Below are 20955 nucleotides of genomic sequence, written 5' to 3' on the forward strand. Positions count from 1 at the left end.
TTTGCAATCACTGCCCTAGCTGGCGTGAGTGGGGCAGGGGGTGGCAAAGAGGGCATCATCCTCGTAGCGCCACAGGGTGAGGCTGTTGCCCCAGACACAGCCGGTATCGAGCGCCTTGATATCGCTCTTGCCGGTGTTGCCCATCAGGGCTGCCCAGTGGCCGAACACCAGAATGGGGTCGTCCACGTGATGCTCGCGCTGCTCGAACCAGGGCCGCAGGCCCGGGGTCGACTCCTTGGGGCCCTTCTTGCATTTGAAGTCGAGACGACCGTCGAAATAGCAGAAGCGCATCCGGGTGAAGGTGTTGATGATGTAGCGGTAGCGGTCGATCCCGACCAGATCATCTTTCCAGCCATCGGGCTGGTCGCCGTACATGTTGTGCAGCAGCCAGCTGTACTGGTCTCCGCGCAGCAGGCTCTCTACCTCGCGGGCGCAGTTGCGCGCGGTGCGGACATCCCATGCGGGGGAGATCCCGGCATGCACCATCATGATGGGCAGGTCCGGATGTTCGGCCAGCAGCGGGCGGTGGCGCAGCCACTCCAGCAGTTCATCCCGATCAGGGGCATCCATCAGGCTTTGCAGCTTGTCTTTCTTCTTGAGCGGTGCAACGCCATCGGCGACCGCCAGCAGGTGCAGGTCGTGGTTGCCTAGCACGGTAACGGCGCGGTTGCCCAGCCCTTTGACAAAACGCAGGGTATTGAGGGAGTCCGGGCCGCGGGCGACCAGATCGCCGCAGAGCCAGAGCACGTCATTTTCGGGATCGAACGCGGCAAGATCCAGCAGACGGCGCAAGTCGTCGTAACAGCCCTGGATGTCACCGACAAAACAGTTCGCCATGAAACCTCAGTTGATAATATTGGGGATGGCCAGCGTGAAGGGGGCGATAGGCGCCTCGAACTGCTGACCAGAGCCATCTTGCAGGGTATAGCTCCCTTCCATCACCCCAAGCGGGGTCGCCAGCGGCACGCCGCTCTGGTAGCGGTAGGTCTCACCTTCGGCAATGACGGGTTGTTCCCCGACCACGCCCGAGCCTGCCACTTCCAGCATCTTGCCATTGGCATCGGTGATGAGCCAGCGCCGATGCAGCAGTTGCACCGGGCCGGGCCCCAGATTCTCAATCTCGATCAGATAGTGAAACTGGTAAGGGTCTTTGCTATCCGCCACATACGAGGGGTATGGGCGGACAACGATGTGCGGGAGTGCCACCGGATCAGGCCTTTGGCTGATCTGCCAGCCAGTTGGCGATCATGACAAACTGCTCGAGGGAGAGATTCTCCGGGCGCAGGTTGCCATCGATACCAAGCTCGGTCAGCTGGGCGTCGGTGATGAAGTTGGAGAAGCTGTTGCGGATGGTCTTGCGACGCTGGCCAAAGCCCTCGGTACAGACGCGATTCAGACAGCGAATGTCTTTCGCGACTATGGTCGGATTCTTGTGCGGGATCAGGCGAACTACGGCCGAGTCCACCTTTGGCGCCGGTTTGAAGGCGCCCGGGCCCACTTCCAGTACCGGCACCACCTGGCAGTAGTACTGGGTCATCACGCTCAGGCGGCCATAAGCCTTGCTGCCCGGGCCTGCGGCCAGACGCAACACCACTTCCTTTTGCAGCATGAAGTGCATGTCCTCTACCCGATCAGCGAACTCGCACAGGTGGAAGATGAGCGGGGTGGAGATGTTGTAGGGCAGGTTGCCGAAGATGCGCAGCGGCCCCTTGCCTTCACCCATCAGGGTGCCGAAGTCGAAACGCATGGCGTCCGCTTCGATGACGGTCAACTTGTCTTTGAGGGTCGGGTGCTCGCGCAGGCGAGCTGCCAGGTCCCGGTCAAGCTCGACCACGGTCATTTTGTCCATCTGGGCGGCGACTGGCTCGGTCAGCGCGGCCAGACCCGGACCGATCTCCACCAGATTCTGACCCGGCTGCGGGTTGATGGCGGCGACGATCTGATCGATCACATACCGGTCGTGCAAGAAGTTCTGACCGAAACGCTTACGGGCCGTGTGGCCCATGTGCACCTTACTGCTCATATCTTTTTTTCTCTACCATCTTGATGGCGTGGTTAATCGCGGTGACAAGGCTGCCCGGATCGGCCAGGCCCTTGCCTGCCAGATCCAGCGCGGTGCCGTGATCCACCGAAGTGCGGATGAAGGGAAGCCCCAGGGTGATATTGACCGAACTGCCGAAGCCCTTGTATTTGAGCACAGGCAGCCCCTGGTCGTGGTACATGGCGAGTACCGCATCCGCATCCTTGAGGTATTTCTCCTGGAACAGGGTGTCGGCCGGCAATGGGCCGACCAGATCGATCCCTTCCTGGCGCAGGGTGACCAGGGCGGGTTCGATCACGTCAATCTCTTCACGTCCGAGATGGCCACCTTCCCCGGCGTGGGGGTTGAGGCCGCAGACGTAAATACGGGGTTTGGCGATACCAAACTTGGTGGCGAGATCCTCGTTGAGGATCCGGATCACCTTGCCGAGGCGATCTTCGGTGATGGCCATCGCTACATAGGCCAGCGGAATATGGGTAGTCGCCAGTGCGACCCGCAGCCCCTCGGTTGCCAGCATCATTACCACATCGGCAGTGTTGGATTGTTGGGCAAAGAACTCGGTGTGGCCGCTGAACGAGACCCCGGCCTGGTTGATGATCCCCTTGTGCACCGGCCCGGTCACCACGGCGGCAAATTCGCCGCTCATGTTGCCATCGCAGGCACGCTGCAGGGTCGCTAGCACATAGGCGCCATTGCCTTCGTTCAGCTCGCCCGGCACCACGGGGGCGCCGAGGGTGACCGGACAGACGGTCAGGGTGCCCGCCCGCTGGGGGCGGGCAGGGGTGGCGGCATCGTAGGGCTCAAGCTCGATGCTGAGCCCAAGCTGAGCTGCCCGCTCGCGCAGCAGCGCCGGATCGGCGATCACCACCAACTGGTGGGGCCAATCCTGCTGGGCAATCTGCAGCACTAAGTCCGGGCCGATCCCGGCCGGTTCGCCCGGGGTAACGGCAAGGCGACGGCAGCTCATCAGCTACCGGCTCCTTCGATCTGGATGTAGGCCTCGTCACGCAGCTCATCCAGCCACGCTTGGGACTCTTCCACGAAGCGGCGATTGTAGATCAGCTGGTAGGCGCGCTGCTCCTGAGCTTTGTCGGTCGCATCCTGGCTGCGGCGATCTTCCACCTGCACGATGTGCCAGCCGTGGCTGGTACGGAACGGGGCACTGATCTGGCCTGGTTGCAGACGGTTGACCATGTCGCGGAACTCGGGGACATAGACGTTGGGATCAGACCAGCCCAGTTCGCCACCCTGCACCGCAGAGCCCGGATCTTCGGAGTACTTCTCCGCCATGCTGGCGAAGCTTGCCTTGCCGCTCTTGATGTCGTGCAGAATGCCGTCCAGCATCCCCTTGGCTTTCTCTTCGCTCAAGATGATGGAGGGCTTGATCAGGATATGACGGGCCTTCACCTCGGTCTGCATCACTTGCTGCTGACCCTTGGTGTCGAACACCTTGACGATGTGCAGGCCGGCACCGGAGCGCAGCGGGCCGACGATGTCGCCCTTCTTGGCACCCTGTACCGCTTCCGCCATCAGGGTCGGCATCTCTTGCGGGCTCATCCAGCCCCAGTCGCCCCCTTCCAGCGCCTTGGGACCGTTACTCTCGGCAATGGCCAGTTTGCGGAAGTCGGCACCTTGCTTGAGGGCGGCCAGAATGCGCTCGATCTTGCTCTTTGCTGCATCCAGCTGGGCGGCAGTGGGGTTGTCCGGCAGGGCAATCTGGATATGGCCGACGTGGTATTCGTTCTGCTGTTGACCCTGTTTCTTCAGGATCTCCACCACCTGCTTCACCTCTTGCTCGGAGATGTTGATACGGCGGCGCACCTGGTTGCGGCGCACCTCGTTCATCAGGATCTCGCGGCGAACCTCTTCCCGATACTGGGCATAGGTCATCCCTTCACGGGCGAGCTGGGCCCGCAGCTGATCCAGGGTCATCTTGTTGTCGGCAGCGATGCCCTGAATAGCCTGTTCCAGCTGGGTGTCGCTGATCTTCAGCCCCTGGCGCTCCGCCAGTTGCAGCTGCAGGCTCTCCTGGATCAGCCGATCCAGCGCCTGTTTGCGCAGGGTGGCATCGTCAGGCAGGGACTGGCCGCTCTCCTGAGCGGAGAGTTTTACCTTGTTGACCAGTGCGTCCTGTTGGCTGGACAGCACCACGTCCTTGTTGACCACGGCCAGCACCTTGTCCATCAGCTCGGGCGCAGCCAGTGCGGCCTGGCTCATGGCACCGAACATTCCCGCGGTCAGCAGGGCAATCAGGGTCTTTTTCATATCCATCTCTCAAGGCTGGACCAGCATCATTGCTGGCCTTTCAGATTAAACGGGCGAACATAGGGCAACAGCTCGGTATCCAGTGTGACGCTGCGGCCACCGGTACCCACGCTGCCAAGTCCCTTCATTTCAAACTGCAGACCAATGACTTTTTCCGAAGTGGGCTTCAGGGTGACGTTGTCCGGCTGATTGTGCCACTCCAGGCTCATGTTGATGCTCCAGCAGCAGGAGTCGTATTTGACACCGATCTTGCGGTCAATGTTCACATCCTGCTTGATGTCACGGTAGTAACCGCCATACATCTGCCACTGATCGGCGATCGGCGCCATCATTACCAGACCCGCCTGGCTCAGATCTTCTGCCAGTGCCGTGTTGGTCGGATAGCGATAGTCCAGGTTGCCATCCTTGATGTAGCGGTAGTTGACCTGAGTGGTCAGCTTGCCGGTCCGGTACTCGACTGCACCGTTGCCAGCCGTAAATTCACCCTCGGAGGTATCGTACTGGGTCCCCGCATGGGCAAACCACTCATCGGTGATCCGGGCATCCCCCTCAAACGAGAGCAGGGAGCGTGCGTTGGTACTTTCCGGATTTGAAGGGTAGAGGCGCACCTTGGGTGGTGTCATTTCGAAGGCCTGGGCCACCGCCAGACGCAACCGTTCATCACCCACATTGTCATAGACCCGGCTGGTCAGGCCAACGGTGACCCGATTGGCATCGCTGATGCGGTCGAGACCGGCAAAGCGGCGGTCACTGAACAGGCTGTAGTAGTCCTGACGGGTGGTGGTGGAGTCGTAGATCCCGATCTCGTCCTGATTTTTGTAAGGGATATAGAGGTACTGGAACTCGGGTTCCAGGGTCTGGGTGCCCTTGCCATCATACCAGTCGAGTGGCCGATCGAAGTTGACGCCCCCCTTGAGGCGGAAGGAGGGCAGAGTACGGGTAATGGCGCCCTCTTTCAGGGTCAGTTGTTTGCTGTCTGCATCGGTGAAGCGGCTGCGGTCCTGGTTAACCAGATTATCGGGTACCTCCTGGTTGTAGGAGGTAAACATCAGCTTGTACTGACTGGTCAGGTAGTAACCTGGTGCATCCACCAAGGGCACGGTCAGGGTTGGCGCCAGATGCAGGCGGGTGGCGGTATAGCGCTCACCTGCTTGCAGAGTGGCGGCACTGCCACTGTCATAGCCAAACTTGGTCAGTTCACTGTTCCAGGCCAGATCGAACCACTTGCCTTGCTGATAGTAGTTGTAGTCGATACGCGGCAGCATCTCGTGGGGCAGCAGCGCATATGGACTCAGGATCTGGTAGCGGCGCACCTCGGAGGTGAGGTTCCAGTTAGGCTGGTAGTAGCCGGCGGTAAAGGATTGCTGCAACTGGCTGTCGACCTGAGTGCCCACTTGCGGGCTGAAGTCGTTGAAATAGTTGTAATCCTTGTCGCGCACCTGGGTGTAGTCGATACCAAAACGCAGGCTGCCATCCATCAGGGCGGAACCGTGACGGATGTTCATCAGGTAGCGATGGCCATCGGACAGGCCAGCCAGACTCGGATTGCTCGGGCTGTACTGCTTGTCATCCGCCAGATTTTCAAAATAGAGGGTGCCGGTGTGGGCGGGGTCCGGCATGTAGCGGAACTCCACCTGTTCCATCAGGCCGCGTTTATCCATAAAACGGGAGGTGATGGTGGCATCATAGTTAGGGGCAATGTTCCAGTAGAAGGGCTGGGTGATATCCATGCCGTTGCTGGAGCTCTGCTTGTAACCCGGGTAAAGCAGACCGGTCTTCCGCTCATCCTTGATGGGGAAGTTGATATAGGGGAAGTAGAACACCGGGTAGTCATAGAGCCAGAGGCTGGCGTTCCAAGCTTCGCCGAACACCTCTTTCTGGTCGATGTCGATACTGCCCGCCTTGAGGGTCCACACTTCCTGACCGGGGGGGCAGGTGGTGTACTGGGCCCCCTCCATGGTGATGTTCTGGTTGTTGTTGGTCATCACCACGCGCTTGGCAAAGCCGCGCACTGGTGAGCCATGCACCTGATACTTGCCCTCTTCCAGTTCGGAGTTCTTGGTGTCCAGATTGGATTTGAGGGTCTTGTCGCTGGTGACGGTCACCTGACCGTCGTTGTAATAGATGTTGCCGATGGCGATGACATCCCGGCTCTTCTGGTCGAGTTGGGCATAGTCGGAGTCAAACTTGCGAACACCCTGACGAACCTTGACGTCACCTTCATAGACGGCGGTGCCGCCCTGTTTGGCCTCGAGACGGTCGGCATCAACCTCGACCGGCTGCGCGTTGGCATCCTGAGCCGATGCAGGCTTCTCTATCTTGGGAACATAGTCATAGCAGAGACTATCTAGAATGCCGGTGGCTGGCGGCGCTTCGAACGGGGCCGCCTGCACCATCATAGGGGTGAGTGCGGGGGCCAGGCTGATAGTCAGGGCGATGGGATAGCGGTACCCCAGTGTCCATTTTGTCATGTGAAAGACTCGTGCAATCCGTGATAGATACGGTTGATCCAAGGCATGCATTTTACGACAGGTTTCATCGAGTTGACATTGCATGTCATTGCTTTATGTTAGCCGGCAATGATAAAGCATTATTGCGGCCAGGGCTAACAGCCAAGTGCTGCTTTCCACCTTGGTCCTCTACTTATGCACGATCGCGATTCCCTGCTATTGCAGTGGGCACGCCGTATTTCCGGTGATGCCACTCTCACGCTTACCCTCATTTCCGGTGATGCCAGCTTCCGCCGCTACTCTCGTGGTGGTGGTCTTGTGTGGGTGGATGCCAATCCGAAAACCGAAAAAAATCATGAGTTTGTTCGTAACGCGGCCGCCTTGCAGGCGCGTCAGCTGTTGGCGCCAGAGGTCAAGGCGGTGGACTACGAACAGGGTCTGCTGGCGGTCAGCGACCTGGGTGATACCCAGCTGATCAGCTGCCTGAACGAGCACAACGTGCTGGCCTGGTATGGCAAGGCGATTGATTTGCTGCCCCGCCTGGGGGCGGTTGAACTGGCGCTTGAACCCTTCGATGCGGCATTTATGGCGCGGGAGAACAGCATTTTCCCTGAGTGGCTGCTTGGCCATCATCTGCAACTGACTCTGAGCCATGAAGAGCAGCAACTGCTGGACGAGACCTTTGCTTGTCTCACCGCCTGCAATCTGGCCCAGCCGCAGGGGGTGATGCATAGAGATTTTCACAGTCGCAACCTGATGGTGTGTGGCGGGGATACCCCCGAGAGCAGCCGGCTGGCCATCATCGATTTTCAGGATATGGTCATCGGGCCGCTCACTTATGATCTGGTTTCCCTGCTGAAAGATTGCTACGTGCGCTGGCCGGACGAGGTGATCGATGAAGGGATGTGCCACGGCTTTGCCACCCTGCAACAGGCGGGTCTGCTTGGCGAGCGCGACTACGCCAGTTTCCGCCGCGATGCCGACCTGACCGGCATGCAGCGCCACCTCAAAGCTGCCGGAATCTTTACCCGGCTCTATCATCGCGACGGCAAGTCCGGCTATCTCAAGGATATTCCCCGTACCCTCGGCTATGTGGTGGATGTCTGTCGCACTCACGGTAGCGCCTATCCGGTATTGGCCCGTTTTGGTCAGTGGCTGGAGCGGGTGGTGTTGCCGGGGATCGCCAATGCTGGAGTTAAATCATGAAGGCGATGATCCTGGCCGCTGGCCGTGGCGAGCGGATGCGCCCGCTGACTGACCTGCTGCCCAAGCCGCTGCTGGCGGTGGGGGGCAAGCCGCTCATCGTTCATCACATCGAAAAACTCAAAGCCGCCGGCGTGACCGAGTTGGTCATCAACCACGCTTGGCTCGGCCACAAGCTGGTCGAGAGCCTTGGTGATGGCCGTGCGCTTGGGGTGACCATCCACTGGTCAGCCGAGGAGAGCGCACTGGAGACCGCGGGCGGCATAGTGCAGGCGCTGCCGCTGTTGGGCGCAGACCCTTTTCTGGTGATCAACGGCGATACCTGGCTCGATCTCGATTATCACACTCTGGTCAGCCAGCCCCTTGGCGATGATTTGGCCCACCTTTGGCTGGTGCCCAATCCGCCCCAGCACCCGAGCGGGGACTTTGCCCTGCAAGGAGGGCGAGTTGTGGATACGTCAGCGTTTACCTTCAGCGGGGTCGGACTATATGATCCGGCGGCCTTTGCCGGTCTCGCGGGCGGCGCCCGCAAACTAGCGCCCCTGCTCCGTGACTGGATGGCGCAAGGGCGGGTGGGCGGCAGCCTGCTCGCTGGCGAGTGGCGCGATATCGGCACGGTCGATCGACTGCGCGAGCTGGATGACCAGCTCCAGGCCCGCACTCATTAACTTCAAGAGGTCTTGAACCATGCGTATTTGGGGTAAGGTGCTGGGCGCCTTCTTCGGTTTTCTGCTCGGCAATATCATTGGTGCCCTGATTGGCCTCTGGATCGGCCACCGTTTCGACCGTGGCATGGGGTTACAGGGGGCATTTCGTCGCGGCCCGAGTCAGGAGCAGCAAGCCGTCTTCTTCCACGCCACCTTCTCGGTGATGGGTCACATAGCCAAGTCCAGCGGTCAGGTGACCGAGCAGGAGATCCGGGTTGCCTCCAACCTGATGGATCGGATGCGGCTGGCGGGTGAACAGCGTGCCCGGGCTCAGGAGTCGTTTCGTCTCGGTAAAGAGGCCGACTTCCCGCTGCGCGAAACCCTGGCCGAGTTCCGCCGTGCCAGTCTGGGGCAGCGCGACATTCTGCGCTTCTTCCTCGAGGTACAACTGCAGGCGGCCTTTGCAGATGGTCGGGTAGAGGAGGGCGAGCGCGCCATTCTGCACACCATTGCCGACGAGCTGGGCTTCAGCCGCATCGAGTTAGCCCGCATTCTGGCGATGGCCGAAGCGCAGATGAACTTCTTCAATCAGGCTCATGGCCAGTATCAGGGAGGCCATTCCGGTGGCCAGCAGTATCGGCAGGCGGCACCCTCTGCGGATCGCCTCAAGAATGCCTACCAGTTGCTGGGGGTGAGCGAGAGCGACAGCGATCAGGATATCAAGCGTGCCTACCGCAAGGAGATGAGCAAGCATCACCCTGACAAGCTGGCCGCCAAGGGATTGCCGCCGGAGATGATGGAGATGGCCAAGGAGAAGACCCAGGAGATCCAGCAAGCCTGGGAGTGGATCCGCGAGGCCCGCGGCATCCGGTAAGCGCCAACGTCAGGTTGGAACAGACAACAAAAAGCCCCGCAGTAGTGCGGGGCTTTGTTTTGCCGTGTGGCGCAGGTTGGGTTATTTGGCCGGAATCGCTTCCAGCACGTGCACCAGCAGTTGCCAGAAACGCTCGACTGCCAGGATATGTACCTTCTCGTCAGGGGAGTGGGCACCGCGGATGGTCGGGCCAAAGGAGACCATGTCCCAATCCGGATAGGCGCTCTTGAACAGACCGCACTCGAGACCGGCGTGGATCACCATGACGTTGGGCATGGTGCCGAACAGGGTTTGGTAGCTATTGCGTACCAGCGCCATGACGGGGGAGTCGACGTTCGGCGCCCAACCCGGGTAGGCACCGGTGAATTCGCAGCTGGCGCCTGCCAGGGTGAACAGGGAGCGGGTCATCTGCTCGATGCTCTCGCGGCCGGAGTCAATCAGGGAGCGGATCAGGCACTGGACGTACACTTCGCCATCCTGAGTCTTGATGACCCCCAGGTTGGTAGAGGTTTCGGTCACGCCGGGCATGGCATCGCTCATGCGCATCACGCCGTTCGGGCAGGCCATCAGGGCATCCAGCAGGCGCTGCTGCAGAGAGACGCTCATCAACTTGGCCGGTTTGGCGGCGCTGTTAACCAGCACGGTCAGGTTCGGCTCGGTGGCGGCCAATTCGGTCTGGTAGATCCCGGTGTAGCGGTCAACCAGCGCCTTGAACTCGTTTACGCTGGCAGCAGGCACCAGCAGGGTGGCACGGGCTTCGCGCGGGATGGCGTTACGCAGGGTGCCGCCGTGGATCTCGGCCAGACGAACACCCAGCGGCTCGGCTGCTTTGAGCAGACGCACCAGCAGCTTGTTGGCGTTGCCACGGCCGCGATGGATATCGCAACCTGAGTGGCCGCCACGCAGCCCTTTGACCGCCAGCTCGAACGCTTCGCCTTCGCTGGCGTCAACCAGCTCGAGCGGGAAGCGGATATTGGCATCCACACCGCCAGCGCAGCCCATATAGACTTCGCCATCCTCTTCGGAGTCGGTGTTGAGCAGAATTTCGCCCTCCAGCCAGCCCGCTTCCAGACCGAAGGCGCCGGTCATACCGGTCTCTTCGTCTGTGGTCAGCAGCACTTCCAGCGGACCGTGCTTGATGGTCTTGTCAGCCAGTACGGCCAGGCAACCGGCCATGCCGATGCCGTTGTCGGCACCCAGGGTAGTGCCACGGGCAGTGACCCACTCGCCATCGACATAGGCATCGATGGGGTCGGTCGCGAAGTCGTGTTTGGTGTCGGCGTTGGCCTGCGGCACCATGTCGATGTGGGCCTGCAGTACCACGGCTTTGCGGTTTTCCATCCCCGGGGTGGCCGGTTTCTTGATGATGATGTTGCCGACCTTGTCCTGCTTGACCGCCAGACCTTCCCCTTGAGCCCATTGGATGATCCAGGCGCTCAGTTTGGCTTCATGTTTGGAAGGGTGGGGAATGGAGCAGATCTGTTCGAAGAAATGCCAAATCAGTTTGGGAGAGAGAGAGCTAAGCTGTGCCACGTCGGGACTCCTTACCAGCACGGAATTAACAGGGCCCCATCAGCGGGCCGGGGAAGAGGATAACGATAATACAGTCAATCACACAAAAATGTGAGCAATCAGCGCAAATCGCAGGCAGCTTGTGCTGGCTGATGGCAACCAGGCAGTACGATCGTCAGGTTCGGACAACGTTGACCGATAGAAAAGAAAATGTGTGACCGATCTCACAAAAATATTGAATTTAACGCACCGACTGGTAAATTAGCTCCCGTGGTTCGCCACCCGTCAGGATGACGATGAAAGCCTCCAGGGAACCGAAGCAAAGCAAGTGCGCCTCCATGGAACCGAGTGTTCGTTCAAGGATTTGAGCCCGCATTAAAGGTACGTAACTTGTTAAGCAATCAGGAGTTTCAATATGCCAGGCAGCAACTCAACCTATTGGTTTGCCCCCTCTTTGTATACCCAGGGTTTCAGCTACCCTAATCCCTTCGTCACTCGTCGCTAAGACGAGCTGCCCAACCAGGCAGAGGCGAGAAAGCAGCAGGTGCGTGAGGTAAATCCTCCCCCTGCTATTTTTTTATCTGCGATTTGCCGCACGGCCCATTTGGACTCGGCAGCAGGGACGGCAGGTTGGTCGTTTGGCGCTCGAGATGTGCCGAATGGAGAGGGGGATGCCGATTTTTCCTGTTTTTGGCATACGTTTGCCAGGCATTTTCTCTGCAAACGGTGCTATCATATCGGCCCAACAGCCTGTCCGCGGTTTGGACACATCATCTAACCGATCGCCGGATAAGCCCATCTTGCTTCCATTGTTATCAGATTTGCTGCCGAGGCTTAGCCCTGAGGCAGCCGAAGTGCAATCTGAATTCAGTCGGGCAAGGGCCGCCATTTACTGGCATCCGCAGGGAGAATTGCGGGTGTTTTATTTTAAGTGATTGTTTTTAAATAACTATTCGAGATCGATAACATGCCGAAAAAGTTCTATGTGTCGTGGGACAACCTGCAACGTGAAGCTCGCCGTCTGGCTCGTCGTCAGCTGCCTGTCAGCCAGTGGAAAGGTATCATCGCGGTCAGCCGTGGTGGTCTGGTGCCCGCAGCCCTGATGGCCCGTGAACTTGGCATTCGTAATGTGGAAACCCTCTGCATCTCCAGCTATGACCATGACAGCCAGCGCGAGCTGGTGGTCGTGAAGGCTGCCACCACCGCCGGTGACGGCGAAGGCTGGCTGGTGGTGGAAGATCTGGTGGACACCGGCACTACTGCCAAGGCGATCCGCGAGCTCTACCCGAAAGCCAAGTTCATCGCGATCTTCGCCAAGCCGATGGGCGAAGCGCTGCTGGATGATTTCGAAGTGGCGATCCCGCAGGATACCTGGATCGAACAGCCGTGGGATATGGCACTGGAGTTCGCCACACCGATCTGCGACGAAAAGTAACGGGATCGGGATGTGACGCTCGCTGCGTCCATTGGTCGCAACCGGCAATAATGGTTTCACAGGGCTCCAATTTGGAGCCCTGTTTTTTTGTGTATCAATCTGTTGCGGGGTGGCTGACGGGCAGTAAAAGTGGTTAAGATGAACCATTGCCTGATTGAAAGAGACATTATCTTGGACTTGAACGACGACCTTAATCTGACCGAAAAACTGTTCACCCGGGTCAAGAAGGTATTGGAAACTTCCGAGATCTCCAACTCCAGCCCTGCCGAACTGGCCGAGGCCGAGTCAGACGAGATGTTTATTGACGGCTCCATGTCAAAGAGCTGGTATCGCCTGCTGCGCCGCCCCTCCTGGACCTGGCAGGGGGCTGATCCCATCGAAGTGGAGCAGACTCTGGCCCGTATCGCCATGGCGACCGGCGAGCGTACCCATGACTGCTATCTCGATACCATCAAGGGCTATGTGCCCGGCAACTGGATCTACGAGTGGAGCCAGGTGGCTGGCAACTATTTCAAGCAGGGCCGCGAACTGCGCGAGAAGGGTGATCCTTCTGGCGCCTTGAAACAGCTGCTCAAGGCGGTGCGCTACTACTCCATCGCCAGCTATCCCCATCTCAAGGATGACGAGCTGGCGGATCAGGCCCAGCTGCTCGGTAACATGGCCTATCGCGAGGCGGGTCGCCTGTTCAAGGTGCCGCTCAAAGAGATCCAGGTGCCATTTCGCGGCAAGCATATTCAGGGCTATCTCCACCTGCCGGCCACCGACAAGCCGGTGCCGCTGGTGATCATCAGCGGGGGGATCGACTCCCTGCAGCTTGATTTCCTCAACTTCTATCTCAAGCGGCTCGAGCCCAACGGCATCGGCATGCTCTCCCTCGATATGCCCGGGGTTGGCTATGCCGAGCATTGGCCGCTGGTGCAGGATACCAGCCGCCTTCATCAGGCGGTGCTCCATTACCTTTCCGAAGTGGCCTGGGTCGATCATCAGCGTATCGCCATGGTGGGAATGCGTCTGGCAGGCAATATCGCAGCCAGACTGGCCTTTATCGAACCCTTCAAGCTGCGCACCGTGGTTTGTGTCGGCGCCGGGGTCAATCAGGTGTTTACCAATCAGGAGCTGTTTGCCAAGTGTCCGCGCATGATGCGGGACAGTCTGGCCAACCGGTTGGGGGCCGATGCGGCCGAGTGGGATACCATGCGCACCAAGTGCCAGGTATTTTCACTTAAAACACAAGGATTACTGGGGACTCGCACCTCTGTGCCGATATTGAGTATTGGACACAAGCGAGATTTTATTTGTCCCGAGCAGGATGTACGGGCATTGGCGGCGGCCAGTCGTAACGGCAAGGCCATCGTATTCGACAAGCAGCCCTTGCTGGAGGTGTATGACAAGGCACTGGACGAAATCGTCGAGTGGCTGAAACAGCATCTGTGTACCTGACATTGCGCTAAAGAACTGACGCCATCCCGAGGTGGCGCGGCTTGTTTAACAGGGAGGTTAACATGTCTGAAAGAGTGACCTACAAGCGACTGCTGAGGCAGTTTGCTGCCATTGGCCCCTATTTGCGCGAAGATCTCTGCGAAGAGGGGCGTTATCGTTTCGACTGCCTGTCGGTCTGTGTCAGCGCCAAGCCGGCGCCGGACAAACGGGAGTTCTGGGGCTGGTGGCTGGTGCTGGAGCAGGACGATCACCATTTCCGTTACCACTATCAGCTCGGTTTCTACAATGCTGATGGCGAGTGGCTGGACAAGCCGATCCCCAAGAAGCACCAGGTAGAAGTGGAGCGGACCCTCAACCGTTTCTACAAGCTCATCAGCGACAAACTGACGGCTCTGGAGTGTCAGTTAGCGCCAGCGGATCAGGTCACCAATGAGTTGACCGTGACCGCAGCTTGATCCCTGATGCCCGGTGATCAGCATCCCGCTGTTTGCCGGGCCATCAGTCAGCCATCTCCCCTTCCGACCGCAATTATCCGGGCCTTTGCTTCATCTCCTCACCCCCGGCGTTAATTGCCTTGCAGGGCTCCATGGCCGTGGGTATAAAGATATTCCTTACTTTTTAGCCTTTATGCTCCCATGGAAAACAGAACCATAGTTGTCAAGTTGGGCACCAGCGTGCTCACAGGGGGGTCTTCCCAGCTCAATCGTGCCCATATGGTCGAGCTGGTCAGACAGTGTGCGGCCTTGCACCGTCACGGCCATCGGGTCGTGGTTGTCACATCAGGAGCTATCGCCGCCGGGCGTGAACATCTGGGCCACCCGCCACTGGCGCCAACCCTGCCCAACAAGCAGATGCTGGCGGCGGTTGGTCAGACCCAGCTTATTCGGGTATGGCAGGATCTGTTCAACCTCTACGGTCTGCATATCGGCCAGATGCTGCTGACCCGCGCCGATCTGGAAGATCGGGAGCGCTACCTCAACGCCCGCGATACCATGCGCACCCTGCTTGATCACCGCATTATTCCGGTCATCAACGAAAACGACGCGGTGGCGACCGCCGAGATCAAGGTGGGCGACAACGACAACCTCTCCGCACGGGCCGCCATTCTGGCGGATGCGGATCTGCTGATCCTGCTGACCGATCAGAAGGGGCTCTTTACTGCCGATCCGCGCACCAATCCCGACGCCCAGCTTATTGAAGAGGTGCAGACCATCGACGATACCCTGCGCTCGCTGGCGGGTGACAGTGTCAGCGGCCTCGGCACCGGCGGCATGGCTACCAAGCTGCAGGCCGCCGATGTGGCGCGCCGCGCTGGTGTCAACGTGGTGATCGCGACCGGCCAGATGCCGGAGGTGATCGGCCGTCTCGCCAAGGGCGAGCGGATTGGCACCCTGTTCCCGGCGCTGGCCTCCCCGCTGGAAGGGCGCAAGAGCTGGATCCTGGCAGGCCCGCCCCCTCACGGCGAAGTCCATGTGGATCAGGGGGCTGTCGCCGCCATGAAGGAAAAAGGCTCCAGCCTGCTGCCCAAGGGGATTGTCGCGGTCAAGGGCGACTTTATTCGAGGCGATGTGGTGCGAATTCTTGATCCCAAGGGCGCCGAGTTGGCCCGCGGCATCTGCCGTTACGACCATCTGGAGCTGGATAAGCTGCGCGGCGTCCACTCGGATCAGATTGAGCAGGTACTGGGCTATGGATATGGTTCAGTAGCCATCCATCGAGACGATATGGTGCTGCTCTAATCAGGGCGGCACGGCATGAACAAAGGGAACCGAGATGAGTCTGGAGAAAATGGGGCAGGCGGCCCGTGAAGCCGCCTATCAGCTGGCTACCATCAGCACGGCGCAGAAGAATCGGGCGCTGGCAGCCATCGCCGACGAGCTGGAGGCGCGCAGTGAGCAGATCCTCGCGGCCAACGACAAGGATATCGCGGCAGGGCGTGAGGCTGGCTTGTCAGAAGCCATGCTGGATCGCCTGCTGCTCAATCCGGCCCGGCTGGCCGGTATCGTGGCAGATGTGCGTAAGGTGATCACGCTGGACGATCCGGTCGGCGCCGAAATGGATAGCCGGGTGCTGGAGAATGGCCTGCGTCTCTCCCGTCGTCGGGTGCCCATCGGGGTTATCGGCGTCATCTACGAGGCGCGTCCCAACGTCACCATCGACATCGCCAGCCTCTGCCTCAAGACCGGCAACGCCAGCATATTGCGTGGCGGGCGCGAGACCTTCCACTCCAATCTTGAGCTGGTGCGGGTTATCCAGCATGCGCTGGCGGCCTCCGGCCTGCCCGAGGCAGCAGTACAGTACATCGACAACCCGGATCGGGCGCTGGTGGCCGAGCTGCTGCGCCTCGATCGTTACGTGGACATGATCATCCCCCGTGGCGGTGCCGGCCTGCACAAGATGTGCAAGGAGAACAGCTCGATTCCGGTCATCATCGGCGGGTTTGGCATCAGCCACATCTTCGTCGACGAGAGTGCCGATCTGGTGCGCTCTCTGTCGGTTATCGACAACGCCAAGGTGCAGCGCCCCTCCGCCTGCAACGCCCTCGATACCCTGCTGGTACACGAAAAGGTGGCCGCCACCTTCCTGCCGCAGCTGGTCGCTCTGATGAACGAGCGCAAGGTGACGCTGGTCGCCGCGGCCAACGCCATGACGCTGCTGGCGGGTGCCGACAACCTGTGCGAGGCGGGGCCGGAGGATTTCGATACCGAGTGGCTGGGGCTGACCCTGGGGGTCAAGTTGGTGGCGGATGTGAACGAGGCACTGGCCCATATGCGCGAGCACAACGCCGGTCACTCCGATGCCATCCTGACCAACGATCTGGCCAACGCCGAGCGTTTCGTCAATGGGGCCGGTTCGGCGGCGGTCTATGTCAACGCCTCCACCCGTTTCACCGATGGTGGCCAGTTTGGGCTGGGGGCCGAGGTGGCGGTGTCGACCCAGATGCTGCACGCTCGCGGCCCCATGGGGCTGACCGAGCTTACCAGCTACAAGTGGGTGGGGCAGGCCGATTACCTTAGCCGCGCCTGATAACAGTCTGTTTCACATACAAAAATGCCGACCACTTGGGTCGGCATTTTATTTGGCGGATATCGGGAAGATATCAGGCGCTCGGGTTACTCCCCCTGATAGAGGACCTTGTCACCGGATTTGAGCACATAGCCCTTCCAGGGGAAGAGGGTGTAACCGCAGCCCTGCCACGACCAGTTACCTTCCATGCCCTGACGGGCAAGCTGGTGCTGCTCGCCGGTGGGCAGGGTCAGCTCGGCCTTGCTCTGATCGGTATTGAACAGCACGAACGCGCTGCTGGTCTGGCTGGCATCGGTCGGATTGAGCCGGATGCCCTGCTCGAACAGACGCACGCATTTGCCGGTCAGCGCTGACCACTGATAGCCCGCACTGCCGATGCAGCCGTGGCTGTCGCGATCGCTGCCAACCAGATGTTGTTCCGGTGTACTGCATGCCGCCAGCAGCAGAGAGGCGGCCATCAGAGTCAAGGTTCGCATGGTTACTTCTGATCCTCTTCGAGGTTGTCCCGTTCAATGACGATATTGGAGAACCCCAGCTCTTTGAAGTAGTTCTCCCGGTAATCCTTCACGCTCTTCTTGTCGCGCCGGCACACCTGAGCCAGCTGAGCCTCCATGGCGTGAAAGCTGGCGAGATCGATCCCTTCGGCAGCGGCAACCGCATCATAGATGCTGTTGAACTTGTCGTTGGCATAGCCGATCGTTTTGGCCTGCTTCTTGTAGGTGTAGGTAATCTTGAACGCCATCGCGTTATTCCTTTGATTTGGCTTGCTTGCGCTGAACGTAGAGGTAGAGGCTCTCGACCTTCTCCCGGGCCCATGGGGTCTTGCGCAAGAACTTCAGGCTGGATTTGACGCTGGGCTCATGGGTGAAGCAGCGGATATTGATCTGCTGCCCCAGCTCTTCCCAGCCGTAGTGTTCGACCAGCGCGGTGACGATGGCTTCCAGCGTCAGCCCGTGCAGCGGGTTGTTCTTCTGCGAGGCGTTCGGTTGCTCGCTCATGCCTGCTCCGCCAGCTTGGCAAAGGGCTGACCCATGCGGGTAGTGACCCCGTTGGCCAGATGCGGTTCGAAACCGGCCAGCATGCCCGGGCCAAACAGGCAGACGACAGTACTGCCCAGTTTGAACAGACCCATCTCGGCACCTTTTTGCAGGGTAATGGCCTCGTCGCCGGTGTAGTCCCAGCGCACCACCTTTTTCTCTTTAGTCGGCGCAATGTTGCCAGCCCAGATGGTCTCGATGCTGGCCACGATAGTGGCACCAACCAGCACCAGCGCCATGGGGCCGTGCGGAGTGCGGAAGGTGGCCACCACCCGCTCGTTGCGGGCAAACAGGTTCGGCACATTCTCGGCGGTGAGCGGGTTGACGGAGAAGAGATCCCCCGGCACGAACACCATGCTCTCCAGCACGCCATCCAGCGGCATGTGGATGCGGTGGTAATCCTTGGGCGCCAGATAGATGGTGGCGAAGTCGCCATCCTTGAACGGCGCTACCAGATCCTCATAGCCGCCCAGCAGCTCGCGAGCACTGTAGTCGTGGCCCTTGGCCTGAATGATGCGACCCTGCTGGATCGGGCCGAGCTGGCTGACGGTGCCATCGACCGGCAGCGCCAGGGTCATGGCATCTTCTACCACGGGGCGGATACCGGGCTTGAGCTCGCGGGTGAAGAACTCGTTGAAGCTCTTGTAGTGGGCCGGGCTCTCGTGCAGCGCCTCGCTCATGTCGACCTGGTACTGCTTGATAAAAGCCTCGATCACCTTGGTGGTGATGTTGCCCGCTTCGGCGGCGGCAAACTTGCCAATCAGACGGGAGAGGGCGTGCTTGGGCAGACAGTATTGACCGGCAATTTTCAGGTTGTCAGTAATGCTCATGTTCATCATCAACGTAGGTTAAACAGGGTCACAGGCGCGCCTGTTGGCGACCGTGACGGGCTTCCTGCATGGTTTCCAGGATGCGGTGATAGTTGTGGAAGCGATCGGCGCTGATGGCGCCCGCGTCGACCGCGGCGCGCAGGGCACAGCCGGGATCGTCCTTGTGGGTACAGTCGCGGAACTTGCAGCCACCCAGATAGTCGCGAAATTCGACGAAGCACCAGGTGATGCGGTCGGCTTCCAGATGCCAGAGGGCGAACTCGCGGATCCCGGGGGAGTCGATGAGATCGCCACCGCTCGGGAAGTGGTAGAGCCGCGCCGTGGTGGTGGTGTGCTGGCCGAGCCCCGAGTTTTCGGAGATCTCGCCGGTGAGCACATCCAGCCCAGGCATCAGGGCATTGGTGAGCGAGGATTTGCCCACCCCGGACTGGCCGACGAAGATGCTGATCTTGTCGGTGAGCTTGGCTTTCAGCTCATCGAGCCCTTCACCGCTCTCGCAGCTCACCAGCAATACCTCGTAATTGAGTTTGCGGTAGGTTTCGAGCTGGCGTTCGATGCGCGCGCGGGCCACATCATCAAGCATATCGACCTTGTTCAGCACGATGAGGGGGCGGATCTCCACATCCTCGGCGGCCACCAGATAGCGGTCGACGATGTTGGTGGAGAACTCGGGCATCACCGCCGAGACGATGATGATCTGGTCGATGTTGGCGGCGATGGGTTTGACCCCATCGTAGAAGTCCGGCCGGGTCAGTACCGAGTGGCGCGGATGCACCGCCTCGATGACGCCGGCGATGGCGGCATTAAGGCCGGGACGCCACACCACCTTGTCGCCGCACACCAGACTGCTGATGCTGCTGCGCCGCAGGTTGCTGCGGTGGATGGTGCCATCGCTCGCTTCCACGTCCGCGTGCTGACCGAAACGGCTGATCACCACCCCTTCGATGGCCGGGCCAAACAGGGTGTCATCCACCTCTGTGGTGTGCTCTTTTTGCAGCCGACGCTCGCGGTTGGCCTGGACGCGTCTTTGTTGACCCAGATTGAGTTTTGCTTTCTTTGCCACTCGATTCGCCAGTTTATGAACAGATCCAAAGCCAGTATGATACATGCAAATTGGCAAAATTCCGCCATTCCTCCCAACAGAGAGAGTAATCATGACAGTCAGCGCGCAGAACCTGGTATGGATCGACATGGAGATGACGGGCCTCGACCCCGAAGAGAACGTGGTACTGGAGATTGCCACCATCGTCACCGACAAGGACCTGAACGTGCTGGCCGAAGGGCCGGTTATTGCCATCCACCAGAGCGACGAAGAGCTGGCCAAGATGGACGAGTGGAACGTCAACACCCATACCAAGAGCGGTCTGGTGGCCCGGGTCAAGGCGAGCCAGCATGACGAGGCGAAAGCCGTTGCCGAGACCCTCGCGTTCATTCGCCAGTGGGTTCCGGAGCGCACCAGCCCGTTGTGCGGCAACAGCATCGGTCAGGATCGCCGCTTCATGGTCAAGCACATGAGCGATCTGGAAGCCTTCTTCCACTACCGCAACGTCGACGTCAGCACCATCAAGGAGCTGGTACGCCGCTGGCAGCCGGAACTGCTGGATCAGTTCAAGAAGAGCGGCACCCATCAAGCGCTGGACGACATCCGCGAATCCATCGCCGAGCTGCAGTTCTATCGCAGCCACGTCTTCAAGATCTGATTCCCCGGCAAGGGTTTGTCATGCGCTGGCTGCTAAAATCGACAGTTCGGCCAGCTTTTGAGCGAACGCGCGCAACCAGACAAAAAAGCCCTTGCAATTGGAATGACTGCTCTTATAATTCGGCTCCCGTACAGTAGCGCAAGCAACCAAATGCTGTACGGCCTGTTTTAAGGTAGTTGCGGGAATAGCTCAGTTGGTAGAGCACGACCTTGCCAAGGTCGGGGTCGCGAGTTCGAGTCTCGTTTCCCGCTCCAAAAATCTGATGATGACACTGGTGCAAACCAGCCCGATGCGGGAATAGCTCAGTTGGTAGAGCACGACCTTGCCAAGGTCGGGGTCGCGAGTTCGAGTCTCGTTTCCCGCTCCAATCATCAGCCAGCCTCAAGACAACCAAATTGTTGCGGGAATAGCTCAGTTGGTAGAGCACGACCTTGCCAAGGTCGGGGTCGCGAGTTCGAGTCTCGTTTCCCGCTCCAAAAAATTTGTAAGTGATA

At 59.6% G+C, this 20955-nt stretch carries 21 protein-coding genes and 3 tRNA genes; 12 read left to right on the forward strand and 12 right to left on the reverse strand.

The annotated features are described in order from the left end of the window. Window positions 1-15: 15 nt before the first annotated feature. From AB5Y92_RS19885 to lptD, 6 genes are read right to left on the reverse strand one after another with little or no spacing between them, the layout of a single operon-like run. On the reverse strand, window positions 16-837 hold the full coding sequence (locus AB5Y92_RS19885; RefSeq protein WP_127007889.1) for a symmetrical bis(5'-nucleosyl)-tetraphosphatase: 822 nt from the start codon (window positions 835-837) through the stop codon (window positions 16-18). A gap of 6 nt (window positions 838-843) precedes the next feature. After that, window positions 844-1206 carry a Co2+/Mg2+ efflux protein ApaG gene (gene apaG / locus AB5Y92_RS19890; protein WP_127007891.1) on the reverse strand — a complete coding sequence of 121 codons (363 nt, stop codon included), beginning with the start codon at window positions 1204-1206 and terminating at the stop codon, window positions 844-846. A 4-nt stretch (window positions 1207-1210) separates the two neighbouring features. After that, window positions 1211-2023, reverse strand: coding sequence for a 16S rRNA (adenine(1518)-N(6)/adenine(1519)-N(6))-dimethyltransferase RsmA (gene rsmA / locus AB5Y92_RS19895; RefSeq protein WP_127007893.1), 813 nt, complete (start codon window positions 2021-2023; stop codon window positions 1211-1213). Further along, window positions 2013-3008 carry a 4-hydroxythreonine-4-phosphate dehydrogenase PdxA gene (gene pdxA / locus AB5Y92_RS19900; RefSeq protein ID WP_368227447.1) on the reverse strand — a complete coding sequence of 332 codons (996 nt, stop codon included), beginning with the start codon at window positions 3006-3008 and terminating at the stop codon, window positions 2013-2015. Before pdxA ends, rsmA begins: the two co-directional genes overlap by 11 nt. Further along, window positions 3008-4306 carry a peptidylprolyl isomerase SurA gene (surA, locus tag AB5Y92_RS19905; protein ID WP_005349338.1) on the reverse strand — a complete coding sequence of 433 codons (1299 nt, stop codon included), beginning with the start codon at window positions 4304-4306 and terminating at the stop codon, window positions 3008-3010. Before surA ends, pdxA begins: the two co-directional genes overlap by 1 nt. Before the next feature lie 26 nt (window positions 4307-4332). Continuing rightward, the gene (lptD, locus tag AB5Y92_RS19910; RefSeq protein ID WP_368227448.1) at window positions 4333-6777 is read right to left on the reverse strand and encodes an LPS assembly protein LptD; all 2445 of its coding nucleotides are present in this window, start codon (window positions 6775-6777) and stop codon (window positions 4333-4335) included. 174 nt (window positions 6778-6951) lie between these two features. Here lptD and AB5Y92_RS19915 point away from each other — a divergent pair, with 174 nt between their 5' ends. From AB5Y92_RS19915 to djlA, 3 genes are read left to right on the forward strand one after another with little or no spacing between them, the layout of a single operon-like run. Beyond that, window positions 6952-7962 (forward strand): aminoglycoside phosphotransferase family protein, encoded by a 1011-nt coding sequence (locus tag AB5Y92_RS19915; RefSeq protein ID WP_368227449.1) that lies wholly within the window; start codon window positions 6952-6954, stop codon window positions 7960-7962. After that, entirely contained in the window at window positions 7959-8627 is a 669-nt protein-coding gene (murU, locus tag AB5Y92_RS19920) for an N-acetylmuramate alpha-1-phosphate uridylyltransferase MurU (RefSeq protein WP_368227450.1), read from the forward strand. Before AB5Y92_RS19915 ends, murU begins: the two co-directional genes overlap by 4 nt. 19 nt (window positions 8628-8646) lie before the next feature. Next, on the forward strand, window positions 8647-9480 hold the full coding sequence (gene djlA, locus AB5Y92_RS19925; protein ID WP_005358354.1) for a co-chaperone DjlA: 834 nt from the start codon (window positions 8647-8649) through the stop codon (window positions 9478-9480). Between the two features lie 81 nt (window positions 9481-9561). Here djlA and AB5Y92_RS19930 read toward each other — a convergent pair whose 3' ends face one another. Continuing rightward, window positions 9562-11013, reverse strand: coding sequence for an aminoacyl-histidine dipeptidase (locus AB5Y92_RS19930; protein WP_164537631.1), 1452 nt, complete (start codon window positions 11011-11013; stop codon window positions 9562-9564). Between the two features lie 946 nt (window positions 11014-11959). Here AB5Y92_RS19930 and gpt point away from each other — a divergent pair. The 5 genes from gpt (at window position 11960) to AB5Y92_RS19955 (ending at window position 16894) form a co-directional block, all read left to right on the forward strand. Beyond that, window positions 11960-12427, forward strand: a complete 468-nt coding sequence (gpt, locus tag AB5Y92_RS19935) for a xanthine phosphoribosyltransferase (protein WP_005339007.1) — start codon at window positions 11960-11962, stop codon at window positions 12425-12427. A 171-nt stretch (window positions 12428-12598) separates the two neighbouring features. Beyond that, on the forward strand, window positions 12599-13867 hold the full coding sequence (frsA, locus tag AB5Y92_RS19940; RefSeq protein WP_368227451.1) for an esterase FrsA: 1269 nt from the start codon (window positions 12599-12601) through the stop codon (window positions 13865-13867). A gap of 62 nt (window positions 13868-13929) precedes the next feature. Continuing rightward, window positions 13930-14322: a sigma factor-binding protein Crl gene (crl, locus tag AB5Y92_RS19945; protein WP_005339003.1), complete on the forward strand. Its 393-nt coding sequence runs from the start codon at window positions 13930-13932 to the stop codon at window positions 14320-14322. A gap of 180 nt (window positions 14323-14502) precedes the next feature. Continuing rightward, a complete protein-coding gene (gene proB / locus AB5Y92_RS19950) occupies window positions 14503-15606 on the forward strand; it encodes a glutamate 5-kinase (RefSeq protein WP_033114873.1) in 1104 nt (367 codons plus the stop codon). A gap of 34 nt (window positions 15607-15640) precedes the next feature. After that, window positions 15641-16894: a glutamate-5-semialdehyde dehydrogenase gene (locus tag AB5Y92_RS19955; protein ID WP_368227452.1), complete on the forward strand. Its 1254-nt coding sequence runs from the start codon at window positions 15641-15643 to the stop codon at window positions 16892-16894. Between the two features lie 86 nt (window positions 16895-16980). Here the strand turns inward: AB5Y92_RS19955 and AB5Y92_RS19960 are convergent, their stop codons facing one another. The 5 genes from AB5Y92_RS19960 to rsgA are packed head-to-tail and all read right to left on the reverse strand — an operon-like array spanning window position 16981 to window position 19824. Continuing rightward, window positions 16981-17370 (reverse strand): hypothetical protein, encoded by a 390-nt coding sequence (locus AB5Y92_RS19960; protein ID WP_368227453.1) that lies wholly within the window; start codon window positions 17368-17370, stop codon window positions 16981-16983. A 2-nt stretch (window positions 17371-17372) separates the two neighbouring features. Continuing rightward, on the reverse strand, window positions 17373-17636 hold the full coding sequence (locus AB5Y92_RS19965) for a DUF2960 domain-containing protein (protein WP_033114870.1): 264 nt from the start codon (window positions 17634-17636) through the stop codon (window positions 17373-17375). A 4-nt stretch (window positions 17637-17640) separates the two neighbouring features. Further along, complete coding sequence (locus AB5Y92_RS19970; protein WP_005341005.1) at window positions 17641-17892, reverse strand: VF530 family DNA-binding protein; 252 nt, start codon at window positions 17890-17892, stop codon at window positions 17641-17643. After that, entirely contained in the window at window positions 17889-18761 is an 873-nt protein-coding gene (gene asd, locus AB5Y92_RS19975) for an archaetidylserine decarboxylase (RefSeq protein WP_026034874.1), read from the reverse strand. Before asd ends, AB5Y92_RS19970 begins: the two co-directional genes overlap by 4 nt. A 28-nt stretch (window positions 18762-18789) precedes the next feature. Further along, window positions 18790-19824, reverse strand: coding sequence for a small ribosomal subunit biogenesis GTPase RsgA (rsgA, locus tag AB5Y92_RS19980; RefSeq protein ID WP_165791383.1), 1035 nt, complete (start codon window positions 19822-19824; stop codon window positions 18790-18792). A 91-nt stretch (window positions 19825-19915) separates the two neighbouring features. Here rsgA and orn point away from each other — a divergent pair, with 91 nt between their 5' ends. The 4 genes from orn to AB5Y92_RS20000 all read left to right on the forward strand — a co-directional run bounded on the left by orn (window position 19916) and on the right by AB5Y92_RS20000 (window position 20937). After that, a complete protein-coding gene (gene orn, locus AB5Y92_RS19985; protein WP_124241374.1) occupies window positions 19916-20461 on the forward strand; it encodes an oligoribonuclease in 546 nt (181 codons plus the stop codon). A 178-nt stretch (window positions 20462-20639) separates the two neighbouring features. Then, window positions 20640-20715 (forward strand) — tRNA-Gly (locus AB5Y92_RS19990). Between the two features lie 37 nt (window positions 20716-20752). Further along, a tRNA-Gly gene (locus AB5Y92_RS19995) sits at window positions 20753-20828 on the forward strand. Between the two features lie 33 nt (window positions 20829-20861). After that, window positions 20862-20937, forward strand: a tRNA-Gly gene (locus AB5Y92_RS20000). Window positions 20938-20955: the final 18 nt, after the last annotated feature.

The organism is Aeromonas sp. R1-1 (assembly GCF_040908495.1).
GTDB lineage: Bacteria > Pseudomonadota > Gammaproteobacteria > Enterobacterales > Aeromonadaceae > Aeromonas > Aeromonas veronii.